Source organism: Thalassotalea sp. 1_MG-2023 (genome assembly GCF_030546745.1).
Classification (GTDB): domain Bacteria; phylum Pseudomonadota; class Gammaproteobacteria; order Enterobacterales; family Alteromonadaceae; genus Thalassotalea_C.
On sequence record NZ_JAUOPD010000011.1, the window covers coordinates 37,177 to 59,340 of the forward strand.

The window sequence follows — 22,164 nt, forward strand, 5'->3', positions numbered from 1 at the left end:
TTTTCGTTATTAGCGCTGAAGTAATGGACGAATTTTTTTATCTACAGCCTCTCGAGCTCTAAATATTCTAGAACGTACTGTACCAACAGGACACTCCATAATTGTCGCAATTTCTTCGTAACTTAACCCTTCTAATTCACGTAAATTAATTGCTGTACGCAAATCATCCGGTAATTGTTCAATGGTACTAAACACCATCTTTTTAATTTCTTTGGTTAGCAGTAATTTTTCGGGTGATGCATTTTCACGTAAAGCATCACCTGAATCATATATCTCTGCATCTTCAATTTCAACATCTGTGCCTGGTGGCTTACGACCACTCGAAACCATATGGTTTTTTGCACAATTTACAGCAATTCGATATAGCCAAGTATAAAAGGCACTGTCACCCCTAAAATTAGGCAATGCACGATACGCTTTAATAAACGCTTCTTGAACAATATCGGGCACATCACTATGATTTCTTACATAGCGTGACACCAAGTTTGCTACTTTGTTCTGATACTTCGTTACTAGCAGGTTATAGGCATTTTTGTCGCCACGTTGTACCCGCTCAACCAATTCTTGGTCGACGTTCAGTTCGCTCATTCGAGCCAATTCTCCTACAAACAACTTAATTTAAAAACATTTGGCTCATAACAAACGCATAAAGTGAGACTGAGGAAACATTAAAAAGTTCTAAAAAGTTTTAATTTATTTTAAAAAAGATAAAGATCTCTAACCAATATGCTGTTATCAACGCCTATTACAAGATAAAATCCCTGTCATTATACAACACCTTAGTTCACCACGTATATGAATCATCAACATAACTGTGACGTTTTAATTATTGGTAGTGGCGCTGCCGGACTTACTCTTGCCTTACATTTAGCTCAAAATGCCGACGTGGTTATTTTAAGTAAAGGTAAAATGTATGAAGGTTCAACTTTTTATGCACAAGGCGGCATTGCAGCCGTATTCGATGAAAATGACAGTATTGAGTCACATGTCGCAGACACTTTAATTGCAGGTGCAGGGTTATGTGATGAACGCACCGTACAGTATACCGCAGAAAATGCTAGAGCTTGTTTAGAGTGGTTAATTGAACAAGGCGTCGCGTTTGATCAAGAAGACAATTCAAACGGTGATGTGAAATATCACTTAACACGAGAAGGCGGGCACAGCCATCGCCGTATACTTCATGCCGCTGATGCAACGGGTCAAGCAGTACAAACTACGTTAATCGAACGTGTAAAGCGACATAACCGTATTCGTATTTTTGAACGCTATAACGCAATTGATTTAGTGCGTGATCATAAGCAGTCAAATAAGCCATGCATAGGAGCCTATGTGTGGAACCGTAATGCCGAAAAAGTAGAAGGTATTTACGCAAAAAAAGTCATCTTAGCGACTGGTGGCGCATCAAAAGTATACCAATATACCTCGAATCCTGATATTGCCAGTGGCGATGGTATCGCGATGGCATGGCGAGCAGGCTGTCGAGTAGCAAATATGGAATTTAATCAATTTCATCCTACTTGTTTATTCCACCCCGAAGCAGGTAATTTTTTAATCACTGAAGCTTTACGCGGTGAAGGCGCAATATTAAGACGTCCGGACGGTAGCAGGTTTATGCCTAGTTTTGACGAGCGTGCAGAATTAGCGCCGCGAGACATTGTGGCCCGTGCTATCGATTTTGAAATGAAGCGCTTGGGCGCTGATTGTATGTATCTAGATATCAGCCACAAATCACCTGATTTTATTAAACAGCATTTTCCAACCATATACGAAAAAACCATGTCATTGGGTATTGATATGACCAATAGCCCAATTCCCATAGTACCTGCCGCACATTACACTTGTGGCGGCGTAATGATAAATCAACAAGGCCAAACAGATGTTAAAAACCTTTATGCTATCGGGGAAGTGGCTTATACCGGTTTGCATGGCGCTAATAGAATGGCAAGTAATTCATTACTTGAATGTTTAGTGTTTGCGCGAGCGGCTGCAAAGGATATAGAACAAGCGTTAGATCACAAACAAGGTTACCATGCTTTACCGCCTTGGGATGAAAGTCGCGTGATTGACTCAGACGAAGAAGTAGTCATACAGCATAACTGGCATGAATTAAGGTTATTTATGTGGGACTACGTGGGTATCGTACGCACCACCAAACGTCTCGAGCGTGCATTGCATCGTGTTGAATTATTACAAAAAGAAATTGACGAATATTATCGTCACTTTCGCGTGAGTAACAATTTACTTGAATTACGAAATTTAGTTCAGGTTGCAGAACTCATCATTAAATGTGCGATGACGAGAAAAGAAAGTAGAGGGCTACATTACACGCTTGATTATCCAGAACTGTTACCAAAAGCACAGGTTACTGAGTTACGTCCTGTAAATTATACTTTTGAAACCTAAGAATGTGACGGCAAAGACGCGCATAGTCTTGCTTGCTGACACTGTCTTTGAAAATAAATAATTTCGTTGGTTGTTTTCTAACATCATTTACAGGTGCTAAATACAACCAACAGCCTAACCAGCCAATTCGGCTTCCTTGTACAATTGGCTGAGCACTTTGCTGATTAACGGCAGCAAGTCCTAAACTATCCAGACTAACTACATAATGTTTCGCATGGACTCTGCGAACATTAACACTGAAAAAATACAATAAACCACTGAGTAATAAAGCATACTGCCCCCCTATAGAGTAAGGCATCAACATTACCATTACTAACGATAGAAAAACTAAGGTTATGGTTACCTTGCTTAGGCGGTTTAGTATTAAAGAGTGCTTAATACGTATTCTATACTTTGACTCTATTAAGTATAAATTGCACCATTTCATTGAATTGTGGGTCTTCACATTCCTCGTGCCCCATAAACCACGCAAACAACTCTGGATCTTGGCAAGTTAATAAGCGTTCGAAAATCCGTTTTTTATCTTCTGTAAGTGCGTCATAGGCTTCATCTACAAAAGGCATAAACAATACGTCTAACTCTAGCATACCTCTACGACATGCCCATTTGAGTCTAGCTTTATTTACAGGTTCTGACATTTTTTTTACCTTAATACGACATTAGCCACATTGTAGCAAATTCACTTTACCAACATCTACTGATGTTAAGCGAATTATATCGTTAGTTTTCTTTCATGTGATCAGACAGGCTGACTCTTAAACGATACCAAGTTATTTGATGAATTACCTAACGGAAAAAGATAGGTTTACCGTGAATTTATTGGCTTGTCTCTTATACAAATGCCCTTATTTATGTCATCATTAGTCTATCAAATACATTACATCATGACAGATCACAAAACGCATATGAAACCAAGTTTATCTGCTTTACCCGACGCTTTTACTTTACCGTTACGTAGCGTTGCCGCCATCAGCATATCAGGCGAAGAACAAGTTAAATATTTACAAGGCCAAGTTACCTGTGATGTAGAATCATTAACGGAAAATAAATTATTGCATGGCGCTCACTGTACCGCAAAAGGGAAGGTGCTCTCATGCTTTCGTTTATTTTTACACCAACAAGCGTTAATACTGCTTCAACCAATTAGTACGTTAACGCAATCGTTAACCGAGCTACAAAAATTTGGTGTATTCGCTAAAGTTGATATTGAACAAGCGCATGTCAGTTTTGCAGCAGTTTGTGGCACACAAGCAGCAAATCACTTGAGCAAGTCATTTTCTCAATTGCCTGACATTAACTCTCCCACAATTACAGAGCACAACATCACCCTGCTTTATATTGATGGAGTTATTCCACGTTACCTGCTTGTTGGTGAAAAGGAAACCGTTAACAACTGTATTGACTCACTATCAATACCAACGCTTTCACAAGATGTATGGTCTTTATTAGAAATCAGCCAAGGTATACCTAACTTGGTTGACGCTGAACAAGAATATGTGCCACAAATGCTGAACATGCAAGCCATTAATGGTATTAGCTTTACCAAAGGTTGTTATTTAGGCCAAGAAACTGTTGCTCGAATGCAATATCTAGGTAGAAATAAAAAAGCGATGTTTGCGTTAACTGGTAGTTGCGATGAACTTTCAACGCCACTTGCGGTTGAAAAACAATTAGGCGAAAACTGGCGAAAAGCTGGAGACATTATCAGTTATTATCTTGCCGATAACGGTGAGTTGTACGTTCAAGCAGTTTTAGCAAGTGATACTGATGACTCAACCAATCACAGACTTAAATCCCCTCAATCGTGCCAACTTTCTTTAATGGCTCTGCCATACACGCTTGAAATTCAATAACCTCAATTCTAGGAATTATTATGAAAATAGCCCCTAACAAAGTCGTTACTTTACATTACGCCGTTTCTGACAGCGAAGACACACTTATTGACAGTTCTTACGATAATCAACCTTTAGCCGTTATCCACGGTACGGGTTATTTGATCCCTGGTCTAGAAGAAGCACTGACAGATCACCAAGCTGGTGATAAGTTTGAAGTAGAGGTTAATGCAGAAAATGCCTACGGCGAACGTCATGATGGTTTTGTGCAAACGGTCCCTAAGTCACTTTTCCAAGGCATTGAAGATTTAGATGTTGGTACTCAATTACGCGCAACAACAGATGAAGGCGAGCAAACCGTTATTGTTGTTGATGTACAAGATGAAGAAATTACTGTTGATGGTAATCACCCTCTTGCAGGTATTGATTTAAAGTTTGATGTTGAAGTTATCGAAGTACGTGACGCTACAGCTGAAGAGCTTGAACATGGCCATGTACATGCAGAAGGCGGTTGTGGGCATGAACATTAATTAAAACACCGCTAACAAATATTCGCGGCAAATAAGTAACAAGCCCAATTATATATTGGGCTTGTTTTTTGGAACACTAAAGAGCATCAATTTCTCTTTTTAATTGTTCCTGAGGATCCGTCACTAGTTTTTCTAGAGTTTCTATACGTTGTTTTAACTGCTGAATTTCTTGGTTTTTACTGGTCAAGTCTTCATCAGATACTGAAGATTCAGACTCAAACCCTAGCCATTCACTTGCTAACATATCTCGACCATCAAAAAAATAATAACTGATACAAAAAACGACAACAAATACAACAACTATATCTAGGCTCAATAAATATTCCAGCATAACTATACTCCCTAATAACAAATAAGTAATTTACACTTAATGTAGTCTGATCATTGCTTAAATTATTACAACAATCAGACATTTTTTTTAATTCATTGATTTAGCGTATAATGTAGTTATTCTTTTATTCGTTTAAAAACAGCAACTGCAGCGATATCAGTACCAAATACTGATGAATTCGTATCAAGGCTGACCAATTCCCAACCCATATCACCGTAGGCATTTAATTTCTCATCTAGCAATGACAAATCTAATCTGCCTGAAATAAACTGTTTCTTATCAAATCTCAACGTTTTATATTGCCATTTTACGGTCATTTAAAATTCCTTATTTACATTCCGCAGCAATCACAGATATTTCAACTAGCAACACATCTCTTGCCATTGGCGCTTGCACACATGCTCTAGCGGGTGCATGGCCTGCTGGCACCCAAGCATCCCAAACCTCATTCATTGCAGCAAAATCGTCCATCGTTTTCAAATATATTGTTGCCGACAACATGTGCTCTTTTGAGCTGCCAGCTTGTACTAATAACGCTTCTACTTTTTCAAGCATGGTCGTTGTTTGGCCAACAATAGTATCATTTGCGTCTTTACACACTTGGCCGCAGAGATAAATAGTACCGTTATGCTTAACTATCCGGCTCATACGAGCGCCTGTTTCCATTCTTTCAATCATGTTTATGTCGTCTGTTAGCAAAAAGTGCATGCATCATAATCGTTGTTAGATTTTGAGCAAATAAGAAAATGCGATGACATATAATGGATCTTCCCTAAAAATGGGATGGGCGTTGTTTACATTTTCGATAAAATTACTCAATGGTAGCGGAAGACGACCCAAGGGTTACTAATCATGCCAATTACCAACGTTTAGTGCCACTCACATCAAAGTAATGCAGGTGTTAAAATTTAGCGATCGCCTGAACATTTATTCGATTGAACGTAAAACCAACTCCAATTGAAAGAGTTATTCTTGTTGAGAATCAGCGGATGACTTATTTTTAGCGATAGTTACAGCTCCTAAAATAGCAAACATGATGGCAACACCGTAGAAAGACAACTGATCGCCTAATAACCCTGCAAATAAAAACAAAACGCCACTTAAGATAAATAAATAACCACTATTACTTTTTTTAGACATGCCCTATCCCTTTGTTGTTTTGATGTGCTTTTATTATTTTTTATTTCTATCACTACAACATAGCACTATAACCAGCCGACACTCAATAAAATGTAGATTATTTGCACACACATGTAATAGTACTAACAACTTAACTGTTTAACGTTCTTCGTCGCTTTTTAATAATGACCATAGTTCTTCATCAAAGAACTGACCATTTTTATAAGAAACATGTTTACGCATTCCTTCACAAGTAAAGTTATTTTTAGCCAGCACTCGATTAGATGCTTTGTTCAATGACACCACAGAAACCTGCAGTCGCAGAATATCAGTTTGAGTAAATAACCATTCGCTGAAGTTTTTAACGGCAATTGTTGCTATGCCCTTCCCCCAAAATTTTTGAGCAACCCAGTAGCCTAATTCTGCACTGCGGTAATATTCAAAATCTCCTCGTTGTGCAGAAATACAACCGACAAATTCACCTTGATATTCAATGGCTTTAATAAGACTTGATTGTTGACTGTGTGAAATCCACCACTGGGCATCTTGTGCGGTATAGGGCTGAGGAATTGCACTGGTAATATATTGTGTAACCTGTGAATTATTTAAATAATTAACCAGTAATTCACTATCGTTATTATTAAAAGCTCTTAGGGTGATCATTAGCGTTAAGCCATTTATACCAATTAAAAATAATAAAGCAGTGACAATTAAATCACATACGCTCGTATTCTTTACTATATTGATTAAATATTTACCGTCGTATACCTATGTCACAATATAGTTTTCATCACCCGCTAAGTACTGCAACGCTTGGTTCGTGGGTTTAGTACACAAAGCAGCTTGAGGTAACTGAGCCACGTCTTGAAAACTAGCTGTTAAGTAGAGCATGATGTGACAGTGAAGTCCTGCCGATTCATATCGATAAAACGCGGCCATTGGCAACAAATTATGAGTTGATTGATAGCCTTGTTCTAATATTGCTTTGCATCGTTCAAGCGGGATATCTGCAGTAATTGCATCGCCTAAATCGACCACATACCAATCATACTCAGCTGACATTGCTAATCCTAGTTTACTCTGGTATTTCAACAACAACTTCAGTTTTCACTGAGTTTGCAATAAAACACTGCTCATGGGCAAGGTGATGTAATTTTTCGATGTCTAATGCTGTTGGAATTCGCTCACCACTAAAGACAATTTTTGGTACTAACGTGACGCGTGTCATCATTATTTTACCTTCTTTTTTTGCCATTTCACCAAAGGCATTATCTTGATAACTCTCAACGATATAACGCTTTTTCGCTGCCATAGCGAGAAAAAACAACATATGGCAACTCGATAATGAAGCAACAAACGCTTCTTCTGGGTCAACGTTTTCAGCGATAGAGTATGGAAGCGGCACAATATGTGGGGAAGACGACGCAGGCACACTAACGCCACCTTCAAATGTCCAAGTATGTCCTCGGCTATATTTGTTATCTAAATAAGCTTCATCTATCTGCTTTTGCCAATGTACTAAGGCGCGATATATTGCCATTAAACCTTCCTTTCATTGATTTTTATTTGTTATTTAGCTAATGCTAACGCATTTGCCATTACAACTCGGCTAAGGCAATAAACGCTTCGTCGTCTTTTAAACTTTCAAAATACATTTCACCCATTAACTCTTCTCTTAAGGGTGGAGATAAATCAATGGCTTGTTTAATGTCTTCAATCGCTTCATTCTTTTGCTCCAACTTAGCTTTTGCGCATGCTCTTTGCCAGTAGGCAAATGCATATTCACTATCAATATCTAACGCTTGATTCACCAACGATATTGCCCACGAATCATCGTTCATATCAAGTAAGATATCGGCTTTGTAGGTCAATGCCTCTACATCATGCGGACTTAATTCTAATATTTGATCATAGATATTCATTTTCTCTTGATCACTTTTTTCTAAGCCAGCCCGCATCCAAAGAGAGTGTACAAGGTTACTATCTGATAACTCTTTTTGAGCAGTCACAATTTGATTAGAGCGTTCTTTAATCGTATCTTCTAAGGCGTTAAGTCGTTTCTCATATTCTAAAGTAAGCTTTTCAATTCTTTTCGTTGTGCTTGATTCCATATGCACTTTAATATCGTTGATCGACTTCCAACCGAGTAAGACTAAAATTGATGCCGCAGCGGTAATAATATAAAAAATATTGTTTGTAGTGTCTGCGGTATACCGAAGTGCTCGGTCAGATGATTCTAACTTTGCATTAGCAACTTTATCGATCATCTCAGCTTTTAATGCTTGTTGTTCTTGGCGTAATGATTTGAGTTCATCAAGCATATACCGTTCAATAAATGGGCTATACAGTGGTTGTTCTAATTCATTGACCTTTTTATCAATGGTTTCAGTTTCTTGGGCTAGAGCTGAGCTAGTCAGTAAAAAGCTCAAGATGAATATCTGAACTAAAATAGGGTATACGCGCATGAGAATTCATTAGCTCCGATCAGGTGAGTATCAATTTAACCACGTTTAAACAGCCACAGTCATCAGTTTAGTTGTCTATATTCATGAATAAATATGTGGTGATATTTATAGTTTATCACGTAATGAATCTATAACTTACCATTGCGTGAATGGCTATATCACCAATAGTTACCTATTTATTACATCGCTATAAAGTTTGGTAAAGACTGAATTCGTTTAAGCCATTGTATGATAGCGGGATATCTTAAGAGATCAAACCCCCCTTCATCAGCAACGTGTGTATAACCATATAATGTGATATCAGCAGTTGTGATCTTATTTCCTGTTAAAAAAGGCGTTTTCAATAACTGTTGTTCCATCACTTGAAGCGCTTTATGCCCCCCTGCTTGTTTAGCAAGATATTCTGCTTTACGCTCTGCCGGTAACCCTAGATATTTTGCGATAAATCTTGCAACCGCAATGTAGGGTTCATGGCTATATTGTTCAAAAAACTGCCATTGCTGAACTTTTGCATAGTCAAAAGGATCTGTAGAGAGGAACTCACTTCCCGTAGCAAGATAATTAATAATTGCATTTGATTCCGCAATATAACGCCCATCATCAAGCGCTAAAAGCGGGATTTTACCCGTAGGATTTTTATCAAGAAATGCCTCGGTGTGAGACTCACCGCTTAAAATATCAACATGGATCCATTCATGCTTTAAATCAAGCAGTGACAACATCAGCTTAACTTTATAACAATTGCCGGACTGGCTATCTCCGTATACTTTCATCCAAATTCCTATAATCGTTAAAAAGTTATAACAATGCTGATATTTTTTCGATCATCTGTTTAGCGTTATCATTGCTCTTGTCAATTGACAGTGACGTTTGATAAAACTTCATGGCTTGTTCGAATTGTTCATCAAGATAATACGCTTCTGCAAGGCTATCATAGGCATTTGCAGATTTAGGATATACGCGCGTGGTAAAGGTAAATATTTTGATCGCGTCAGCTAATCGCTTTTCACTAATCAACGAGTAACCAAGAGAATTAAGTTGACGTTCACTGATACTCTCGTCTTTTTGGCTAAGCGACTTATGATGCTGTTCTAATGCTTTAATACCACCATTTTTATACTGCTGATAGAGTGCGTATCTTGGATGTTGCTGTGCAGGTGCAACCGATTTATTATACAAAATATTCAGTATGCCCTCAGTCATGGCTGTCATTGGCGCACCACCTGCATTATTTAAAATAATAACTAGGTATTTATCTTCGATTACTCGCGTGATAAACGCATTAAAACCGTTAATGCCGCCACCATGCTTCACCACTGTTTTCGTTTGACCAAACTTTTCAGCGGGTAGCTGTTCAATCATCCAACCATAGCCATAATTTCGTCCACTTGTATCATCAAACATTCTCGCTAATGAACTGGTTTTCAATAGTGTTTGTTGATATAAAGCGCTGTCCCATTTTAACAAGTCACGTGTTGTTGAATACATTGAGCCCGCAGCGTAAGGAATTGACATATCCACATAGCTAGTGTGTTGATAACCTTCTAACAATTTATCATAGCCTTGAGCTTTGTTGGTGAGGATTTCTTGGCCGTTATCATATCCAGTATCATGCATTTTTAATGGTGATAAAATTTGTTGCTCTAATACTTCGGCATAAGTATCACCTGTTACAGATTCGATGATCGCTCCTAAGATAAAATAACCAGAATTACTGTATTGAAATTGACTGCCTGGTTCGAAGGCTAATTCATCACTACAGTGCTTTTGTATAAATGCTTTCACTTCATAAGGATTTCTGCTCACTTGATCTCTAAAATCTTTATCTCTAGTATAATTTGGGATACCCGACGTATGATTAAGTAATTGATGAATTGTAACTTTATTAGCATTATCTTTTCGGTAATAAGGTAAGTATTCGCTGATAGGTTGGTTTAACGCTATTTTCCCTTGCTCAACTAACTGCAAAATTAGTGTTGCAGTAAACTGCTTTGTTAAAGAACCAATGCGAAACTTAGTATTGGGATCATTTTTTATACCCCATTGAAAGTTTGCTTTACCAAAGCCTTTTTCAAAAATAATTTTGCCATTTTTTGCTACAAGCACACTACCATTTAGCTCTCGCAACGCGTGATAGTCATTCATCAAGGCATTAATTTTCATCGCCTGTTGTTTTGTAGAATGAGTACCTGATGACTGAATGGTATTGAAATTTAATAACGCAGAGGTTTCAACCGCTTGAACGTTGAACTGCATGCAAGCTAAAACAGAGAACAGTACAGCGAAACGCCCCAAAACTAACTTTTTCATCGTTTATATGATCCTTGTTCACTTATTATTATCGTTATTTATCACGATCGATGTCGTTGCTATCAATGATTATAGATATAGGAACGAAAGTACGAACCAAGTCGTAATACTTAACCATAACTTTTGAGTAAATGGCTGTCAAACAATTAACCGTTTTAGCTTAAGCTTAGAAACAATGTTTCTATCATCATTGATGTAAACATACTCTTCAAACGTTGAAAATGTTATTAATGATTAATAAAAGAAACTAGACTGTGCAAAAAGCACTATTCACAACACTTATCGTTGCGATATCTGCAATCCTTACTTTGACACAAGTCGCGTTAGTCAGGTGTTCTTTTTGGATAAGTGTAAGGTTTCCCCGTTCAGCATTAAAAAGGGAATATTCAAATGCTTCGTCACTTCCTTCTGTAATGGCCGTAAACAAACCACCAATTAATGCGCCAGCGATACCTCCTGCTATCATATCATCACTATTACCGTCTGATTCATCTAGAATGCCAACTCCTGCACCAACTAATACACCTGTTCCAACATTAGATGATAACGTTACTGGTGTAATATCTACCACTGAGGCATAAAACTCTTGAATGAGTTTTTGTTGCTCTGCTCGATCAACGCCTGGTGAAGCACAGCCAGACATCATGACAAAAAATATGTTTACAAATATAAATCTATACATTAAAAATCTTCATTACAAATAAACGGAATTTAATTATAGAAATCTTGACTGGTGTGGTCTGTATAAAGAAGTACAGCCTTAGTAATAAAGTGTAAGTAAACTGGCTTCAGCTGTAAGAAATTGCAAAAAACTAAAAATTAGTCACAATCATACAGGTATTTGAATTGTCAATTCAGGTTAAGGGTACCTTGTGTAGTCTAGGTCCTAGAATTGTTATCGCTTAATATTACGTTAAGTTTATGCCTTCTCATTTTGCTCTATGTGAAAGATCATACCTAAATCACTCAAGGTAGATCTATTCACCTCATAATATTCACCAGAACTTAAACTCAACAGTTTAAGTTCAATTGCTTGTCGCTAGAACGTCATTTTCAAGCCTATAGAAGGAAACATACCCATTCCTTCTTCACCTTCAATGTTGTAATCCGTTAGTGTTTCGTTGCCGTCAGGCGCGAAATAGTAGCCAGAAAAATTATCACTGTTTGTCGCGTTTAGCAGTGCAAATGTCCATTGTGCATTGTGCCCCCAATAACGTGTTTTATAATTCGCTTGTAGATCTAAACGATGGTAAGTGGGTAATGTTTGACTGTTTAACTCACCATATGTTGGTAAAAAATGCTCAGGGTAATCTGGATTTTTTCGAAGCCCTATAATTGGTGTGTATTTTTGACCACTGCGCACTGTAAGCCTTATGCCAAAGTCCCAACGCTCATTATATTGATAATTAGCTACAAGATTGGCTAATAACGGTGTATCTAAATAGTACTCTGTTGTGCTTTTTGTCAATTCATCTGTTCGGTCACTTTTAGACCAACTAATAGAAGCCCAACCATACCAACCATCAGCTAATTCACGCTTTAATACCCATTCAATTCCTTTCGCGCTACCAGATATATCATTACTGTAATGTAATTCCGCATTTGTATCATCTTCACCCAGTGATCTTGGCAAATCGTTAAGATCTTTGTAATAGAGCTCAACTGTACTATGCCAAAGATCATTCACTTGATATTCGGTACTCAACGCATAATGCTGAGCTTTTGGTGCATTCAATGCCGGATTACCTATCTTTCGTAACACAGTTTCAATATCGGGGAAGCGACTATACGAGCCTTGTTTCAATCGAAACGTTAACGCGTCAGTGGCAAACCAGTTAAGTGCTAAACGATGATGTAAAAAAGATTGTTCTGTATAATCATTTCGTTCAGCTCTTAACCCTACCTCTAATTGCAATGCTCGATTAACGTACCATTTATCATTAACATAAAGCGCAATATAATTATTAGTGAGTTTATCTTCATCTTGTATTCTCTCGCCTTTTTTACTCTCACAGTCTTGATCATGGTCAGTACAGTAATATGGAATTGCATCAAAGCTATAATTAAACACCTTATTTTGTAAGTCGCTACCGAGGGTTAACCTATGATCTTTAAACCAATCAATTTGATAATGTAACCTTAAATCAAATTGCTTTTTATCAATATCGATAAACTGACCTTCACCATAAAACTCTTCAATTTTTTCCTGATTGTGACCAAAAACCAATTGCATAATTTTACCAGCATCACCAAAATACTGCCAAGATAGGCCTTGACTATCAAAGCGTGTTTTTAGCTTTAAATCGCCAATAGAATCAGGATCAACACGACCTTGTTCAGACGCAGCAGAAATATTAATACCACCAACGTCACTGGCACCATTGACGGTAAAAGTAACTTTGTGGTCATTGCCAACCAACCATTGATACTTTCCTTGATAATCATCACTCATTGGCGCTTTAAATACAGTGTATCCGTCTTCTTCATCACCTTCAGATAAGAATAAGTGCATCAAGCTTCGTCGATATGAAAAATAAAATGCTTGATCTTCAGTTACCCCACCTTCAACCATGATCCCCGTTTTTAAAAAACTTAGATCAACAATCGTTTCAATATCTTGCTGCTTAGGGTCGCGTAATTTCACGTCAAAGATGCCGCCAGTAGCGTTGCCATACTGACTATTAAATGCCGCGGGATGCAGTTTAAAGTCACGAACTACATTTTCGTTAAAAATGCTATCGCCAAATAAATGAAAGATATACCCTGCTGGCAGGTCATCTATATAGAATGCATTATCATCGGGTGAAGATCCTCTAATTGCAGGTTCTCCTCCATCATCCCCTCCGGCATAGACAACGCCGGGCAAGCTGTAGACAGAATTAAGCGGATCATGTGCTATTCCTGCTATTGCTAATAGCTTTTCAGTTTCTGCACTTAATTGGGTAATAGGTTGGTTTCTTCTTCCTTTGACTTCTATTTTTTCGATCGTCTCATTTACAGCTTGCTGATTTAGTTCATCAGCAACGGCTAACAATGGTAATTGCAAGCAAATACCTACAGTAAAAAAGTTAATAAGTAGTTTTTTGTCCATGGTAGTTTGGCATATAAGAAAATATGCCAAAAGTTTACGCAGTAAGAGTGTTTTTTACTTGTGGTGATCTGTTGTTGCTTTGTCAGTAAGTGTGAGTTTTTGTTATGCCTTATTTTTAACCTTACCTAAAGCATCTCATCTTCATGATTCAATAGGAGTTGCCAATAACCTACGTCTATCCATTGATCAAACTTTCGTCCAACCTGCTTAAAATGTGCTACTTTTTCCATCCCTAGTTTTTCATGTAAGGCAACACTTGTTTCATTAGGTAATGCAATACCGCAAATAACTGCATGCAAATTTTTAGTCCTTAATTGCGACAATAAATTTTGGTATAGCTTTGTACCCCACCCCTTACTAATAAAAGAGGGAGATAGATAGACAGTTGCCTCCACTGAGTATTGGTATGCACAACGTCCTTTCCATTTGCTCGCGTACGCATAACCAATTACTTGCTCATTCTCTATTGCAACTAGCCAAGGAAGCTCTGCTTTAGCGAAATCTTGCATCCGGCAAGCGATATCCTCAGCACCTACAGATTCAGTTTCAAAGGTAATCGTGGTATGTTGTATATAGTGATTATAAATAGATGCTATTGCACCTGCATGCTTAGGGAGCGCTTCAATAATCATAAATAAATAGCATACTCAGCGTTAACATTTACTCGGATTTATGAACAATGCCATCACGAAATGAAAACTGATATTGTACATTCTCTTGTATTAGTGGTTCGCCGTTCTTAACCAATGGTTTATATTTAGTGCGTGACATTGCTTTTTTAGCTTCTTCGGCAAAACCTTTTCCTTTAGGGTATTCATTAACAACCGTGACATTTTTTACGCTTCCATGAGAAGTAATAGTAAATGTTAACACCACACAGCCTTCAACGCCGGATTTTAAGGCTTTTTCAGGATACTTGGGCATTTTAGGTATCCACATAGGCTTTACTTTTAATGTAAAGTCATTGCACTCTTTAGGGTAACTAGAAGAGGCAATAGCAGATAAGCTAAATATTGTTAATGCTAAGCAAAGTATTAGATTTTTCATTATTTTATTTCCCTTTCACATAATGACGTTAAACATACCAGTGAACACTATTTAAACAAAAAACCAGTGATATATCACTGGTTTTTTCTACTACTTAAACGTCACTCATTGTTATTCCCACTCAATAGTGGCAGGTGGCTTACCTGAAATATCATAAACGACACGCGATATACCATCAATTTCATTAATTATCCGGTTAGAGACCAGTCCTAAGAAATCGTAAGGTAAATGCGCCCAGTGTGCGGTCATAAAATCGATTGTTTCAACGGCGCGCAAACTTACCACCCAATCATATTTACGCCCATCACCCATTACACCAACTGAACGAACCGGTAAAAATACCGTAAATGCTTGACTCACCTTGTTGTATAGATCGTGTTTATGTAATTCTTCAATGAAAATGGCATCAGCACGACGAAGTAAATCAGCGTACTCTTTTTTAACTTCACCAAGTATACGCACACCTAAACCTGGACCAGGAAATGGATGACGATAAAGCATGTCGTAAGGTAACCCTAATTCTAAACCAATTTTACGCACTTCATCTTTAAAAAGCTCTCGTAATGGTTCAACTAAACCAAGTTCCATGTCTTCTGGTAAACCACCCACATTATGGTGCGACTTAATCACATGAGCCTTACCTGTTTTTGACGCTGCAGATTCAATGACATCAGGATAAATAGTGCCTTGAGCTAACCATTTAGCATTAGCAAGTTTACCGGCTTCTTCATCGAAAACATCAATAAATACGTTACCAATAATTTTACGCTTGGCTTCAGGGTCTGCCTCACCTTTTAACCGATTTAAAAAGCGATCTTCAGCATTAATGTGTAAAATATTTAGACCAAAGTGATCGCCAAACATGTCCATCACTTGTTGCCCTTCGTTTAAACGAAGTAAACCGTTATCAACAAATACACAGGTTAGTTTATCGCCAATGGCGCGGTGAATAAGCATCGCAACCACTGATGAATCAACACCACCAGATAGACCAAGTATGACTTCGTCATCGCCTACTTGTTCTTTTATTTTTTCTATCGCATCTTCAATAATTGAACTTGGCGTCCATAGTTTTTCACAACCACAGATATCAACAATGAAATGCTCTAAAATGCGCATACCTTGTTTGGTATGAGTAACTTCAGGGTGGAATTGCACACCATAAAACTGCTTTTCTTCATTGGCCATTGCAGCAAATTTACAGCTTGGTGTTTGCGCAAGCGTTTTAAAACCTGGCGGAATCGCTGACACTTTATCGCCATGACTCATCCAAACATCTAATAACGCTTTGCCGTTATCTGCAATACGATCTTCAATATTTGTAAACAAGCGAGATTCTGCAATAACTTCAACTGCTGCATAGCCAAACTCTTTATGCTCTGAACCATGAACGCCGCCACCTAACTGTTCAGCCATGGTTTGCATACCATAGCAAATACCAAAAAGAGGTACGCCTGCATTAAATACATATTCAGGTGCTCTTGGTGAATCTAATTCAGTAACAGATTCAGGGCCACCGGCTAAAATGATACCGCTAGGATTGAATTCTTTAATTTGCTCTTCGGTTACATCCCAAGCCCATAACTCACAATACACACCTATTTCACGTACACGTCGTGCGATTAATTGAGTATATTGCGAGCCAAAATCTAGAATGAGTATTCGTGAATCATGGATATCTTTGGTCATATCAAAACCTTTTATAAGTTTAAAAGTAACAGGCTGATTTAAAAATCAGCCTGTAAAATAACTAACAACATTTAATGCGTTAATGTTTTACTAAAACACAAAGCCATTAAACGTATGCACATTAGCCCATTCTATAATTAGGCGCTTCTTTAGTGATGGCAACATCATGCACATGAGATTCACCCATGCCGGCAGCTGTTATTTTCATAAATTGCGGTTTGGTACGCATTTCTTCTATTGTAGCTGAACCAGTAAGGCCCATTGAAGAGCGTAAGCCGCCCATTTGCTGATGAATAATTGCTGAAACAGGGCCTTTATAAGCAACACGCCCCTCAATGCCTTCAGGTACTAATTTATCAGCTTCACCATCAGATTTTTGGAAGTAACGGTCACTTGAGCCTTCTTTTTGCGACATAGCACCTAAAGACCCCATACCGCGATAAGATTTGTAATAACGCCCTTGGTATAGCTCTACCTCGCCTGGTGACTCTTCAGTACCCGCGAACATACTACCAACCATGACACAATGCGCACCTGCAACCAATGCTTTTGCAATATCACCAGAAAAGCGAATTCCGCCATCGGCAATCACAGGCACACCAGTGCCTTTAATAGCATCAACAGCATTTGATATTGCCGTTAATTGCGGTACGCCCACGCCTGTAACGATGCGTGTTGTACAAATTGAACCTGGGCCAATACCTACTTTAACGGCATCAACACCAGCATCAACCATTGCTTTTGCACCTTCGCCTGTTGCCACGTTACCTGCAACAATTTGTAAATCAGGATATTTATTACGGGTTTCTTTTACGCGATCGAGTACACCTTGCGAATGACCATGCGAAGTATCAATCAATAACACATCTACACCCGCAGCAACTAATGCATCAATACGTTCATCGGTTCCGGCACCAACACCTACTGCAGCACCAACACGTAAACGGCCTAATTCATCTTTACAAGCATTCGGTTTACTTTCAGCTTTTTGGTAATCTTTAACGGTAATAAGACCTGTTAATTTAAAGGCATCATCAACCATCAAAGTTTTTTCAATGCGGTGTTCATGCATTAAGCCTAAAATCTCTTCTCGCTTAGCACCCTCTTTAACCGTTACTAAGCGCTCTTTTTCAGTCATTAATGCAGAAACAGGTTTTGATAGGTCAGTTTCAAATCGTAAATCACGACCGGTGACAATACCAACAAGATTGTTAGCGTCATCAACAACAGGAAAACCAGAGAAGCCAAGTTCATCAGCTAACATCATCACAGACTCGATAGAAGCAGTTGGGCTTACCGTGACAGGATCAGTAACAATACCGCTTTCAAACTTTTTCACCGTAGAAACGTTTTTAGCTTGCTCAGCGATGGTCATATTTTTATGAATAAAACCTAGACCCCCTTCTTGCGCTAACGTAATCGCTAAACGCGCTTCAGTCACTGTATCCATCGATGCAGAAACCATTGGTACATTTAATTCAATTTTTCGGGTTAATTTGGTTTTCAATTCGGCCGTATGAGGCAGTACCGTTGAGTGGGCAGGTACAAGTAGAACATCATCAAAAGTTAGTGCTTCTTGAGCAATTCGTAGCATCGCAACATCTCTCTAATTAAAGTGGCTAGGGAGGAAATATTGCGGCAGAATTTTAACCGTTTTCGCCTGTCAGGTAAACTTAATTTTTACTATTTTATAGAAAAACTTATAATGGCTGGCATAAATGATCCTTATCTTAATTTTGTTTCCTTATGAGCCAACAGTATATTTTAAAAATTAGCGAACTTACGAAGAAAGTAAAGTACCTTTTAGAAAGCGAAATGAATACCGTATGGCTGACAGGCGAAATATCAAATTTTGTTGCTGCTGCTTCAGGCCACTGGTATTTATCGTTAAAAGACAGTAAAGCTCAAGTAAGATGTGCCATGTTTAAGGGCAACAATAATAAAGTGCGTATTAAGCCGTCAAACGGCCAACAAGTGCTTGTACGTGCTCGTGTTTCTCTTTATGAGCCTCGCGGTGATTTTCAATTAATCATTGATCAAATGGATGATGCTGGTGACGGTTTACTTCAACAGCAATTTGAAAAATTAAAAAAAACATTAAATGCTCAAGGTTATTTTTCAACGCAAAACAAACAAGCATTACCCGAGCATATTAATACTCTTGGCGTAGTAACATCACCAACAGGTGCAGCGATTAAAGATATTTTATCGGTATTACAACGCAGAAGTCCGCAAACCCACGTTATTATTTATCCTGCACTAGTTCAAGGTAAAGATGCAAAGCGTGATATTGCTGCAGCCATTGAACAAGCGAATATTCGACGTGAATGCGATGTACTGATTGTTGGTCGCGGAGGTGGCTCCCTAGAAGATTTATGGTCGTTTAACGAGGAAATCGTCGTAGAAGCAATATTTCAAAGCAAAATTCCAATCATTAGCGCTGTTGGCCATGAAATTGACACTACATTAGCTGACTATGTAGCAGATATTAGAGCAGCTACTCCTTCTGCGGCTGCAGAGTTAGCATCGAAAAATACCGCTGATACGCTCGATAAAGCCTTGCAGTTGAAGCAACGATTAATACGACAATTATCAATCATCACCGAGAAATGGCAACAGCAACTAACAAACATAACCCATCGTCTTGACCGTGTTCACCCTGAGCAACAGATTGTCACACAACAACAACGAGCAGATGAATTAGCAAACAGATTAACTACCGCTCAACTAAACCGGTTAGCTCGGCTTTCTTTACCGAGTAAATTGGTTAATCAGCGATTTGCACAGTTGCCTATTCAACAAAATATCACCAGACAACAGCAGCATTCAGAATCGTTGCAAACACGTTTAATTGAGGCAATAAACTTTAGTCATCAACGTAAACAACAAAAATTTGTTAAATGTATTGAACAATTACAATTAGTAAGTCCATTAGCTACCATAGCAAGAGGCTACAGCGTGACACGAACAACAATGGGTATTGTCAAGTCTGTAAAGCAAGTTGATATTGGTAAGAGTGTTGAGGTACAACTTTCTGACGGAAAATTTGCTGCAACGGTTACTTCTGTCAATGACAGTTAAACTTCTAACGTGATGACATGATGAAGTAACTTTATCACTAACTCACGCGCATTTTCACTAAACTTTACCCCAATGGAAACACCGTTCAGTACAGGTTTAATGGTACACATAGTACCTGGCAATTTTAAATTATTAAGATCTTGAAAGTTTTCTATGATCACACTGATAGATTTATCTTTGGTCATATTAAGCTTTTCGCCATTTTTAATCAGTATTTGGCAACCTGAAAGCGAAAGATCGGTGATGAGTCCTTGCCAATAGTTATTTTCAACAAACACTTTAGACACGATGTCGGTATCTATACGAATAGATTTACGTAAACTTTGCACACTTAATGAACGCGGAAAATCTAACACCATAATTTTAGAGGGTATTTGCAAGGTTTGTTTAACCGTACTTACAAAAGCAGCGACCGAACCTTCGTGCCCTTCAATTAATCCCCGAACAGTAACTGCAACACCTTGCGTTAAAAACTGACTAAAACTGCCGAGTTTATTTTTATCGGGAAATTGAACAAGCACGTATTTTTTAGGTAAATAGCCAATAAACGTTGTTCTGAACTTACCTTTTTGACCGGCTGGTGTGGCAATATCAATCGTAACTAATGAGCCGGCAAGTAGTAACCCTAAATTGCGGTTAAGCCGATCTACCGTTTCTATTTTGGTTGGCGACGAAGGCATGTTTTTTATAGTCGTGATAAATAATAGTTATAAAATTAGCTAAAAATACGTTGTAATGCAACGTATTAGCGCACAGAAATAACATTAATTTATCACGCTACATTGTTACTCTGAGGTTTTGTAGCCTTGAGTTTTACGTGCTAACTTCTTTTGCTCGCTGTAAGATAGTTTTTTCTTACCGGCAAACGGGTTAGAAGTTTCTCTAAATTCAATTTTTATCGGCGTTCCCATAATTTTTAATGACTTACGATAATAATTCATTAAATAACGTTTATAAGATTGCGGTAAAAATTTCGCCTGATTTCCATGTATCACGATAATTGGAGGGTTATAACCTCCGGCATGAGCATATTTTAAACGGATACGACGACCATTATGCATAGGCGGTTGATGATCAAACACCGCCATATCTAATACTTTAGTCACCATTGAAGTCGAAATGCGTTTCGTTGCAGACACAAATGCTTCTTCAACTGATTCATATAAATGACCAACACCGGTACCATGCAGTGCAGAAATAAAATGAATTCGAGCAAAGTCAATAAAGCCTAAGCGACGATCTAATTCTTTATGGATACGATCTTTAACACTATCATCGAGTCCATCCCATTTATTTACCGCAACCACTAATGAACGCCCAGCTTCAAGGATGAAACCAAGCAAACTTAAATCTTGATCAGAAATACCTTCTTGGGCATCAATAACAAGCAAACATACATTTGCATCTTCAATTGCTCGAAGTGTTTTGATCACAGAGTACTTTTCAACGACATCTGTCACATTTTTACGACGACGGATCCCTGCAGTATCAATTAAGGTGTACTCTCTGCCATTGCGTTCCATTGGAATATAAACGCTATCTCGCGTTGTGCCAGGCATATCATAAACCACCACCCGCTCTTCACCTAAAATACGGTTGGTTAATGTTGATTTACCCACATTCGGTTTACCAATAATCGCTAATTTTATCGTGTCGTTTTCATCAGGAGCTTGATCAATTAATGCTTCGTCAGATAACGTTTCATTGTCATCATCACTGTTGGTTTCACCAAGCGCTTCAATATGAGGGGTTAATGCCAGTGTTAATAACTGCGTCACGCCACGACCATGAGCAGCAGCAATTTGATGCACCTCTCCAAGTGCTAATTGATAAAATTCAGCAACTGCTGAATCAGCGTCAATTCCGTCTATTTTATTGGCAACGAGAAAAACTTTTTTATTCTGTTTTCGCAAGTAATCAGCAATACCTTGATCAGCCGATGTTAAGCCAGCACGAGCATCCACCATAAATAACACCGCATCAGCTTCTTCAATGGCCATTAAAGATTGCTCAGCCATTAAGGCGTCTATGCCTTCTTCATTGCCGTGAATACCACCTGTATCAATCACAATGAAAGGATGTTCTTCAACCTCTGCTTGGCCGTATTGTCTATCTCGCGTTAAGCCCGGATAGTCAGCAACTAAAGCATCGCGACTACGCGTTAAACGGTTAAATAAAGTTGATTTTCCAACATTAGGGCGCCCTACAAGCGCAACAACAGGAAGCATGATTACCTCAGAATTTTCTATTTAATAAACAACAGCGG

The 22,164-nt window shown here is 38.3% G+C and carries 25 protein-coding genes; 4 read left to right on the forward strand and 21 right to left on the reverse strand.

What is annotated here, in order from left to right; genetic code table 11:
- Positions 1–9: 9 nt before the first annotated feature.
- A complete protein-coding gene (gene rpoE / locus Q4489_RS10370) occupies positions 10–588 on the reverse strand; it encodes an RNA polymerase sigma factor RpoE (protein ID WP_074498839.1) in 579 nt (192 codons plus the stop codon).
- Positions 589–795: 207 nt separating this feature from the next.
- Here rpoE and nadB point away from each other — a divergent pair, with 207 nt between their 5' ends.
- Positions 796–2,403: an L-aspartate oxidase gene (gene nadB / locus Q4489_RS10375; protein ID WP_303479891.1), complete on the forward strand. Its 1,608-nt coding sequence runs from the start codon at positions 796–798 to the stop codon at positions 2,401–2,403.
- On the opposite strand, the gene Q4489_RS10380 is transcribed toward nadB, so the two are convergent.
- Together Q4489_RS10380 and Q4489_RS10385 are read right to left on the reverse strand one after the other, a co-directional pair.
- Entirely contained in the window at positions 2,363–2,830 is a 468-nt protein-coding gene (locus tag Q4489_RS10380; RefSeq protein WP_368389591.1) for a protein YgfX, read from the reverse strand. The two genes, nadB and Q4489_RS10380, sit on opposite strands and share 41 nt — an antisense overlap.
- Positions 2,790–3,041, reverse strand: a complete 252-nt coding sequence (locus tag Q4489_RS10385) for a succinate dehydrogenase assembly factor 2 (RefSeq protein ID WP_074498841.1) — start codon at positions 3,039–3,041, stop codon at positions 2,790–2,792. Before Q4489_RS10385 ends, Q4489_RS10380 begins: the two co-directional genes overlap by 41 nt.
- Before the next feature lie 213 nt (positions 3,042–3,254).
- On the opposite strand from Q4489_RS10385, the gene ygfZ reads away from it, so the two are divergent.
- Complete coding sequence (ygfZ, locus tag Q4489_RS10390) at positions 3,255–4,256, forward strand: tRNA-modifying protein YgfZ (RefSeq protein WP_303479900.1); 1,002 nt, start codon at positions 3,255–3,257, stop codon at positions 4,254–4,256.
- Between the two features lie 20 nt (positions 4,257–4,276).
- Entirely contained in the window at positions 4,277–4,765 is a 489-nt protein-coding gene (locus Q4489_RS10395; protein ID WP_303479903.1) for a peptidylprolyl isomerase, read from the forward strand.
- A gap of 76 nt (positions 4,766–4,841) precedes the next feature.
- Here Q4489_RS10395 and Q4489_RS10400 read toward each other — a convergent pair whose 3' ends face one another.
- From Q4489_RS10400 to guaB, 16 genes are all read right to left on the reverse strand, one after another.
- Positions 4,842–5,096: a hypothetical protein gene (locus Q4489_RS10400; RefSeq protein WP_303479906.1), complete on the reverse strand. Its 255-nt coding sequence runs from the start codon at positions 5,094–5,096 to the stop codon at positions 4,842–4,844.
- A 116-nt stretch (positions 5,097–5,212) separates the two neighbouring features.
- Positions 5,213–5,413, reverse strand: coding sequence for a DUF4177 domain-containing protein (locus tag Q4489_RS10405; protein ID WP_303479911.1), 201 nt, complete (start codon positions 5,411–5,413; stop codon positions 5,213–5,215).
- A gap of 10 nt (positions 5,414–5,423) precedes the next feature.
- Entirely contained in the window at positions 5,424–5,774 is a 351-nt protein-coding gene (locus tag Q4489_RS10410) for a RidA family protein (protein ID WP_368389595.1), read from the reverse strand.
- 288 nt (positions 5,775–6,062) lie between these two features.
- Positions 6,063–6,236, reverse strand: coding sequence for a hypothetical protein (locus Q4489_RS10415; protein WP_303479915.1), 174 nt, complete (start codon positions 6,234–6,236; stop codon positions 6,063–6,065).
- Between the two features lie 138 nt (positions 6,237–6,374).
- Positions 6,375–6,878, reverse strand: a complete 504-nt coding sequence (locus Q4489_RS10420) for a GNAT family N-acetyltransferase (protein ID WP_303479917.1) — start codon at positions 6,876–6,878, stop codon at positions 6,375–6,377.
- A gap of 105 nt (positions 6,879–6,983) precedes the next feature.
- Positions 6,984–7,277 carry a hypothetical protein gene (locus Q4489_RS10425; protein ID WP_303479919.1) on the reverse strand — a complete coding sequence of 98 codons (294 nt, stop codon included), beginning with the start codon at positions 7,275–7,277 and terminating at the stop codon, positions 6,984–6,986.
- Between the two features lie 13 nt (positions 7,278–7,290).
- The gene (locus tag Q4489_RS10430) at positions 7,291–7,755 is read right to left on the reverse strand and encodes an OsmC family protein (RefSeq protein WP_303479922.1); all 465 of its coding nucleotides are present in this window, start codon (positions 7,753–7,755) and stop codon (positions 7,291–7,293) included.
- Between the two features lie 58 nt (positions 7,756–7,813).
- Positions 7,814–8,680, reverse strand: coding sequence for a tetratricopeptide repeat protein (locus Q4489_RS10435; protein WP_303479925.1), 867 nt, complete (start codon positions 8,678–8,680; stop codon positions 7,814–7,816).
- A gap of 179 nt (positions 8,681–8,859) precedes the next feature.
- On the reverse strand, positions 8,860–9,453 hold the full coding sequence (locus Q4489_RS10440) for a glutathione S-transferase family protein (RefSeq protein ID WP_303479927.1): 594 nt from the start codon (positions 9,451–9,453) through the stop codon (positions 8,860–8,862).
- A 25-nt stretch (positions 9,454–9,478) separates the two neighbouring features.
- Positions 9,479–10,990, reverse strand: a complete 1,512-nt coding sequence (locus tag Q4489_RS10445; RefSeq protein ID WP_303479930.1) for a serine hydrolase — start codon at positions 10,988–10,990, stop codon at positions 9,479–9,481.
- A gap of 247 nt (positions 10,991–11,237) precedes the next feature.
- Positions 11,238–11,672, reverse strand: a complete 435-nt coding sequence (locus tag Q4489_RS10450) for a hypothetical protein (RefSeq protein ID WP_303479933.1) — start codon at positions 11,670–11,672, stop codon at positions 11,238–11,240.
- A 357-nt stretch (positions 11,673–12,029) separates the two neighbouring features.
- Entirely contained in the window at positions 12,030–14,081 is a 2,052-nt protein-coding gene (locus Q4489_RS10455; RefSeq protein ID WP_303479936.1) for a TonB-dependent receptor, read from the reverse strand.
- Between the two features lie 125 nt (positions 14,082–14,206).
- Complete coding sequence (locus tag Q4489_RS10460; RefSeq protein ID WP_303479938.1) at positions 14,207–14,713, reverse strand: arsinothricin resistance N-acetyltransferase ArsN1 family B; 507 nt, start codon at positions 14,711–14,713, stop codon at positions 14,207–14,209.
- A gap of 28 nt (positions 14,714–14,741) precedes the next feature.
- Positions 14,742–15,128, reverse strand: coding sequence for an energy transducer TonB (locus Q4489_RS10465; RefSeq protein ID WP_303479941.1), 387 nt, complete (start codon positions 15,126–15,128; stop codon positions 14,742–14,744).
- A gap of 111 nt (positions 15,129–15,239) precedes the next feature.
- Positions 15,240–16,817, reverse strand: coding sequence for a glutamine-hydrolyzing GMP synthase (guaA, locus tag Q4489_RS10470; RefSeq protein ID WP_303479943.1), 1,578 nt, complete (start codon positions 16,815–16,817; stop codon positions 15,240–15,242).
- Positions 16,818–16,938: 121 nt separating this feature from the next.
- Complete coding sequence (gene guaB, locus Q4489_RS10475) at positions 16,939–18,411, reverse strand: IMP dehydrogenase (protein ID WP_303479946.1); 1,473 nt, start codon at positions 18,409–18,411, stop codon at positions 16,939–16,941.
- A 152-nt stretch (positions 18,412–18,563) separates the two neighbouring features.
- On the opposite strand from guaB, the gene xseA reads away from it, so the two are divergent.
- Entirely contained in the window at positions 18,564–19,898 is a 1,335-nt protein-coding gene (gene xseA / locus Q4489_RS10480) for an exodeoxyribonuclease VII large subunit (protein WP_303479949.1), read from the forward strand.
- Here xseA and Q4489_RS10485 read toward each other — a convergent pair.
- Together Q4489_RS10485 and der are read right to left on the reverse strand one after the other, a co-directional pair.
- The gene (locus Q4489_RS10485; protein ID WP_303479951.1) at positions 19,895–20,578 is read right to left on the reverse strand and encodes a PilZ domain-containing protein; all 684 of its coding nucleotides are present in this window, start codon (positions 20,576–20,578) and stop codon (positions 19,895–19,897) included. The two genes, xseA and Q4489_RS10485, sit on opposite strands and share 4 nt — an antisense overlap.
- A gap of 105 nt (positions 20,579–20,683) precedes the next feature.
- Entirely contained in the window at positions 20,684–22,126 is a 1,443-nt protein-coding gene (gene der, locus Q4489_RS10490; protein WP_303479953.1) for a ribosome biogenesis GTPase Der, read from the reverse strand.
- Positions 22,127–22,164 lie beyond the last annotated feature (38 nt).

Excerpts from the sequence above, each read along its gene's own strand:
- Q4489_RS10395 (WP_303479903.1), top strand. The coding sequence starts at position 4,277 with ATGAAAATAGCCCCTAACAAAGTCGTTACTTTACATTACGCCGTTTCT.
- Q4489_RS10445 (WP_303479930.1), bottom strand. The coding sequence starts at position 10,990 with ATGAAAAAGTTAGTTTTGGGGCGTTTCGCTGTACTGTTCTCTGTTTTA.
- Q4489_RS10485 (WP_303479951.1), bottom strand. The coding sequence starts at position 20,578 with ATGCCTTCGTCGCCAACCAAAATAGAAACGGTAGATCGGCTTAACCGC.
- guaA (WP_303479943.1), bottom strand. The coding sequence starts at position 16,817 with ATGACCAAAGATATCCATGATTCACGAATACTCATTCTAGATTTTGGC.
- Q4489_RS10435 (WP_303479925.1), bottom strand. The coding sequence starts at position 8,680 with ATGCGCGTATACCCTATTTTAGTTCAGATATTCATCTTGAGCTTTTTA.
- Q4489_RS10385 (WP_074498841.1), bottom strand. The coding sequence starts at position 3,041 with ATGTCAGAACCTGTAAATAAAGCTAGACTCAAATGGGCATGTCGTAGA.
- Q4489_RS10465 (WP_303479941.1), bottom strand. The coding sequence starts at position 15,128 with ATGAAAAATCTAATACTTTGCTTAGCATTAACAATATTTAGCTTATCT.
- Q4489_RS10380 (WP_368389591.1), bottom strand. The coding sequence starts at position 2,830 with ATGAAATGGTGCAATTTATACTTAATAGAGTCAAAGTATAGAATACGT.
- Q4489_RS10410 (WP_368389595.1), bottom strand. The coding sequence starts at position 5,774 with ATGATTGAAAGAATGGAAACAGGCGCTCGTATGAGCCGGATAGTTAAG.
- ygfZ (WP_303479900.1), top strand. The coding sequence starts at position 3,255 with ATGTCATCATTAGTCTATCAAATACATTACATCATGACAGATCACAAA.
- Q4489_RS10460 (WP_303479938.1), bottom strand. The coding sequence starts at position 14,713 with ATGATTATTGAAGCGCTCCCTAAGCATGCAGGTGCAATAGCATCTATT.
- Q4489_RS10455 (WP_303479936.1), bottom strand. The coding sequence starts at position 14,081 with ATGGACAAAAAACTACTTATTAACTTTTTTACTGTAGGTATTTGCTTG.
- nadB (WP_303479891.1), top strand. The coding sequence starts at position 796 with ATGAATCATCAACATAACTGTGACGTTTTAATTATTGGTAGTGGCGCT.
- Q4489_RS10450 (WP_303479933.1), bottom strand. The coding sequence starts at position 11,672 with ATGTATAGATTTATATTTGTAAACATATTTTTTGTCATGATGTCTGGC.
- xseA (WP_303479949.1), top strand. The coding sequence starts at position 18,564 with ATGAGCCAACAGTATATTTTAAAAATTAGCGAACTTACGAAGAAAGTA.
- Q4489_RS10420 (WP_303479917.1), bottom strand. The coding sequence starts at position 6,878 with ATGATCACCCTAAGAGCTTTTAATAATAACGATAGTGAATTACTGGTT.
- der (WP_303479953.1), bottom strand. The coding sequence starts at position 22,126 with ATGCTTCCTGTTGTTGCGCTTGTAGGGCGCCCTAATGTTGGAAAATCA.
- Q4489_RS10415 (WP_303479915.1), bottom strand. The coding sequence starts at position 6,236 with ATGTCTAAAAAAAGTAATAGTGGTTATTTATTTATCTTAAGTGGCGTT.
- guaB (WP_303479946.1), bottom strand. The coding sequence starts at position 18,411 with ATGCTACGAATTGCTCAAGAAGCACTAACTTTTGATGATGTTCTACTT.
- Q4489_RS10440 (WP_303479927.1), bottom strand. The coding sequence starts at position 9,453 with ATGAAAGTATACGGAGATAGCCAGTCCGGCAATTGTTATAAAGTTAAG.
- rpoE (WP_074498839.1), bottom strand. The coding sequence starts at position 588 with ATGAGCGAACTGAACGTCGACCAAGAATTGGTTGAGCGGGTACAACGT.
- Q4489_RS10405 (WP_303479911.1), bottom strand. The coding sequence starts at position 5,413 with ATGACCGTAAAATGGCAATATAAAACGTTGAGATTTGATAAGAAACAG.
- Q4489_RS10425 (WP_303479919.1), bottom strand. The coding sequence starts at position 7,277 with ATGTCAGCTGAGTATGATTGGTATGTGGTCGATTTAGGCGATGCAATT.
- Q4489_RS10430 (WP_303479922.1), bottom strand. The coding sequence starts at position 7,755 with ATGGCAATATATCGCGCCTTAGTACATTGGCAAAAGCAGATAGATGAA.
- Q4489_RS10400 (WP_303479906.1), bottom strand. The coding sequence starts at position 5,096 with ATGCTGGAATATTTATTGAGCCTAGATATAGTTGTTGTATTTGTTGTC.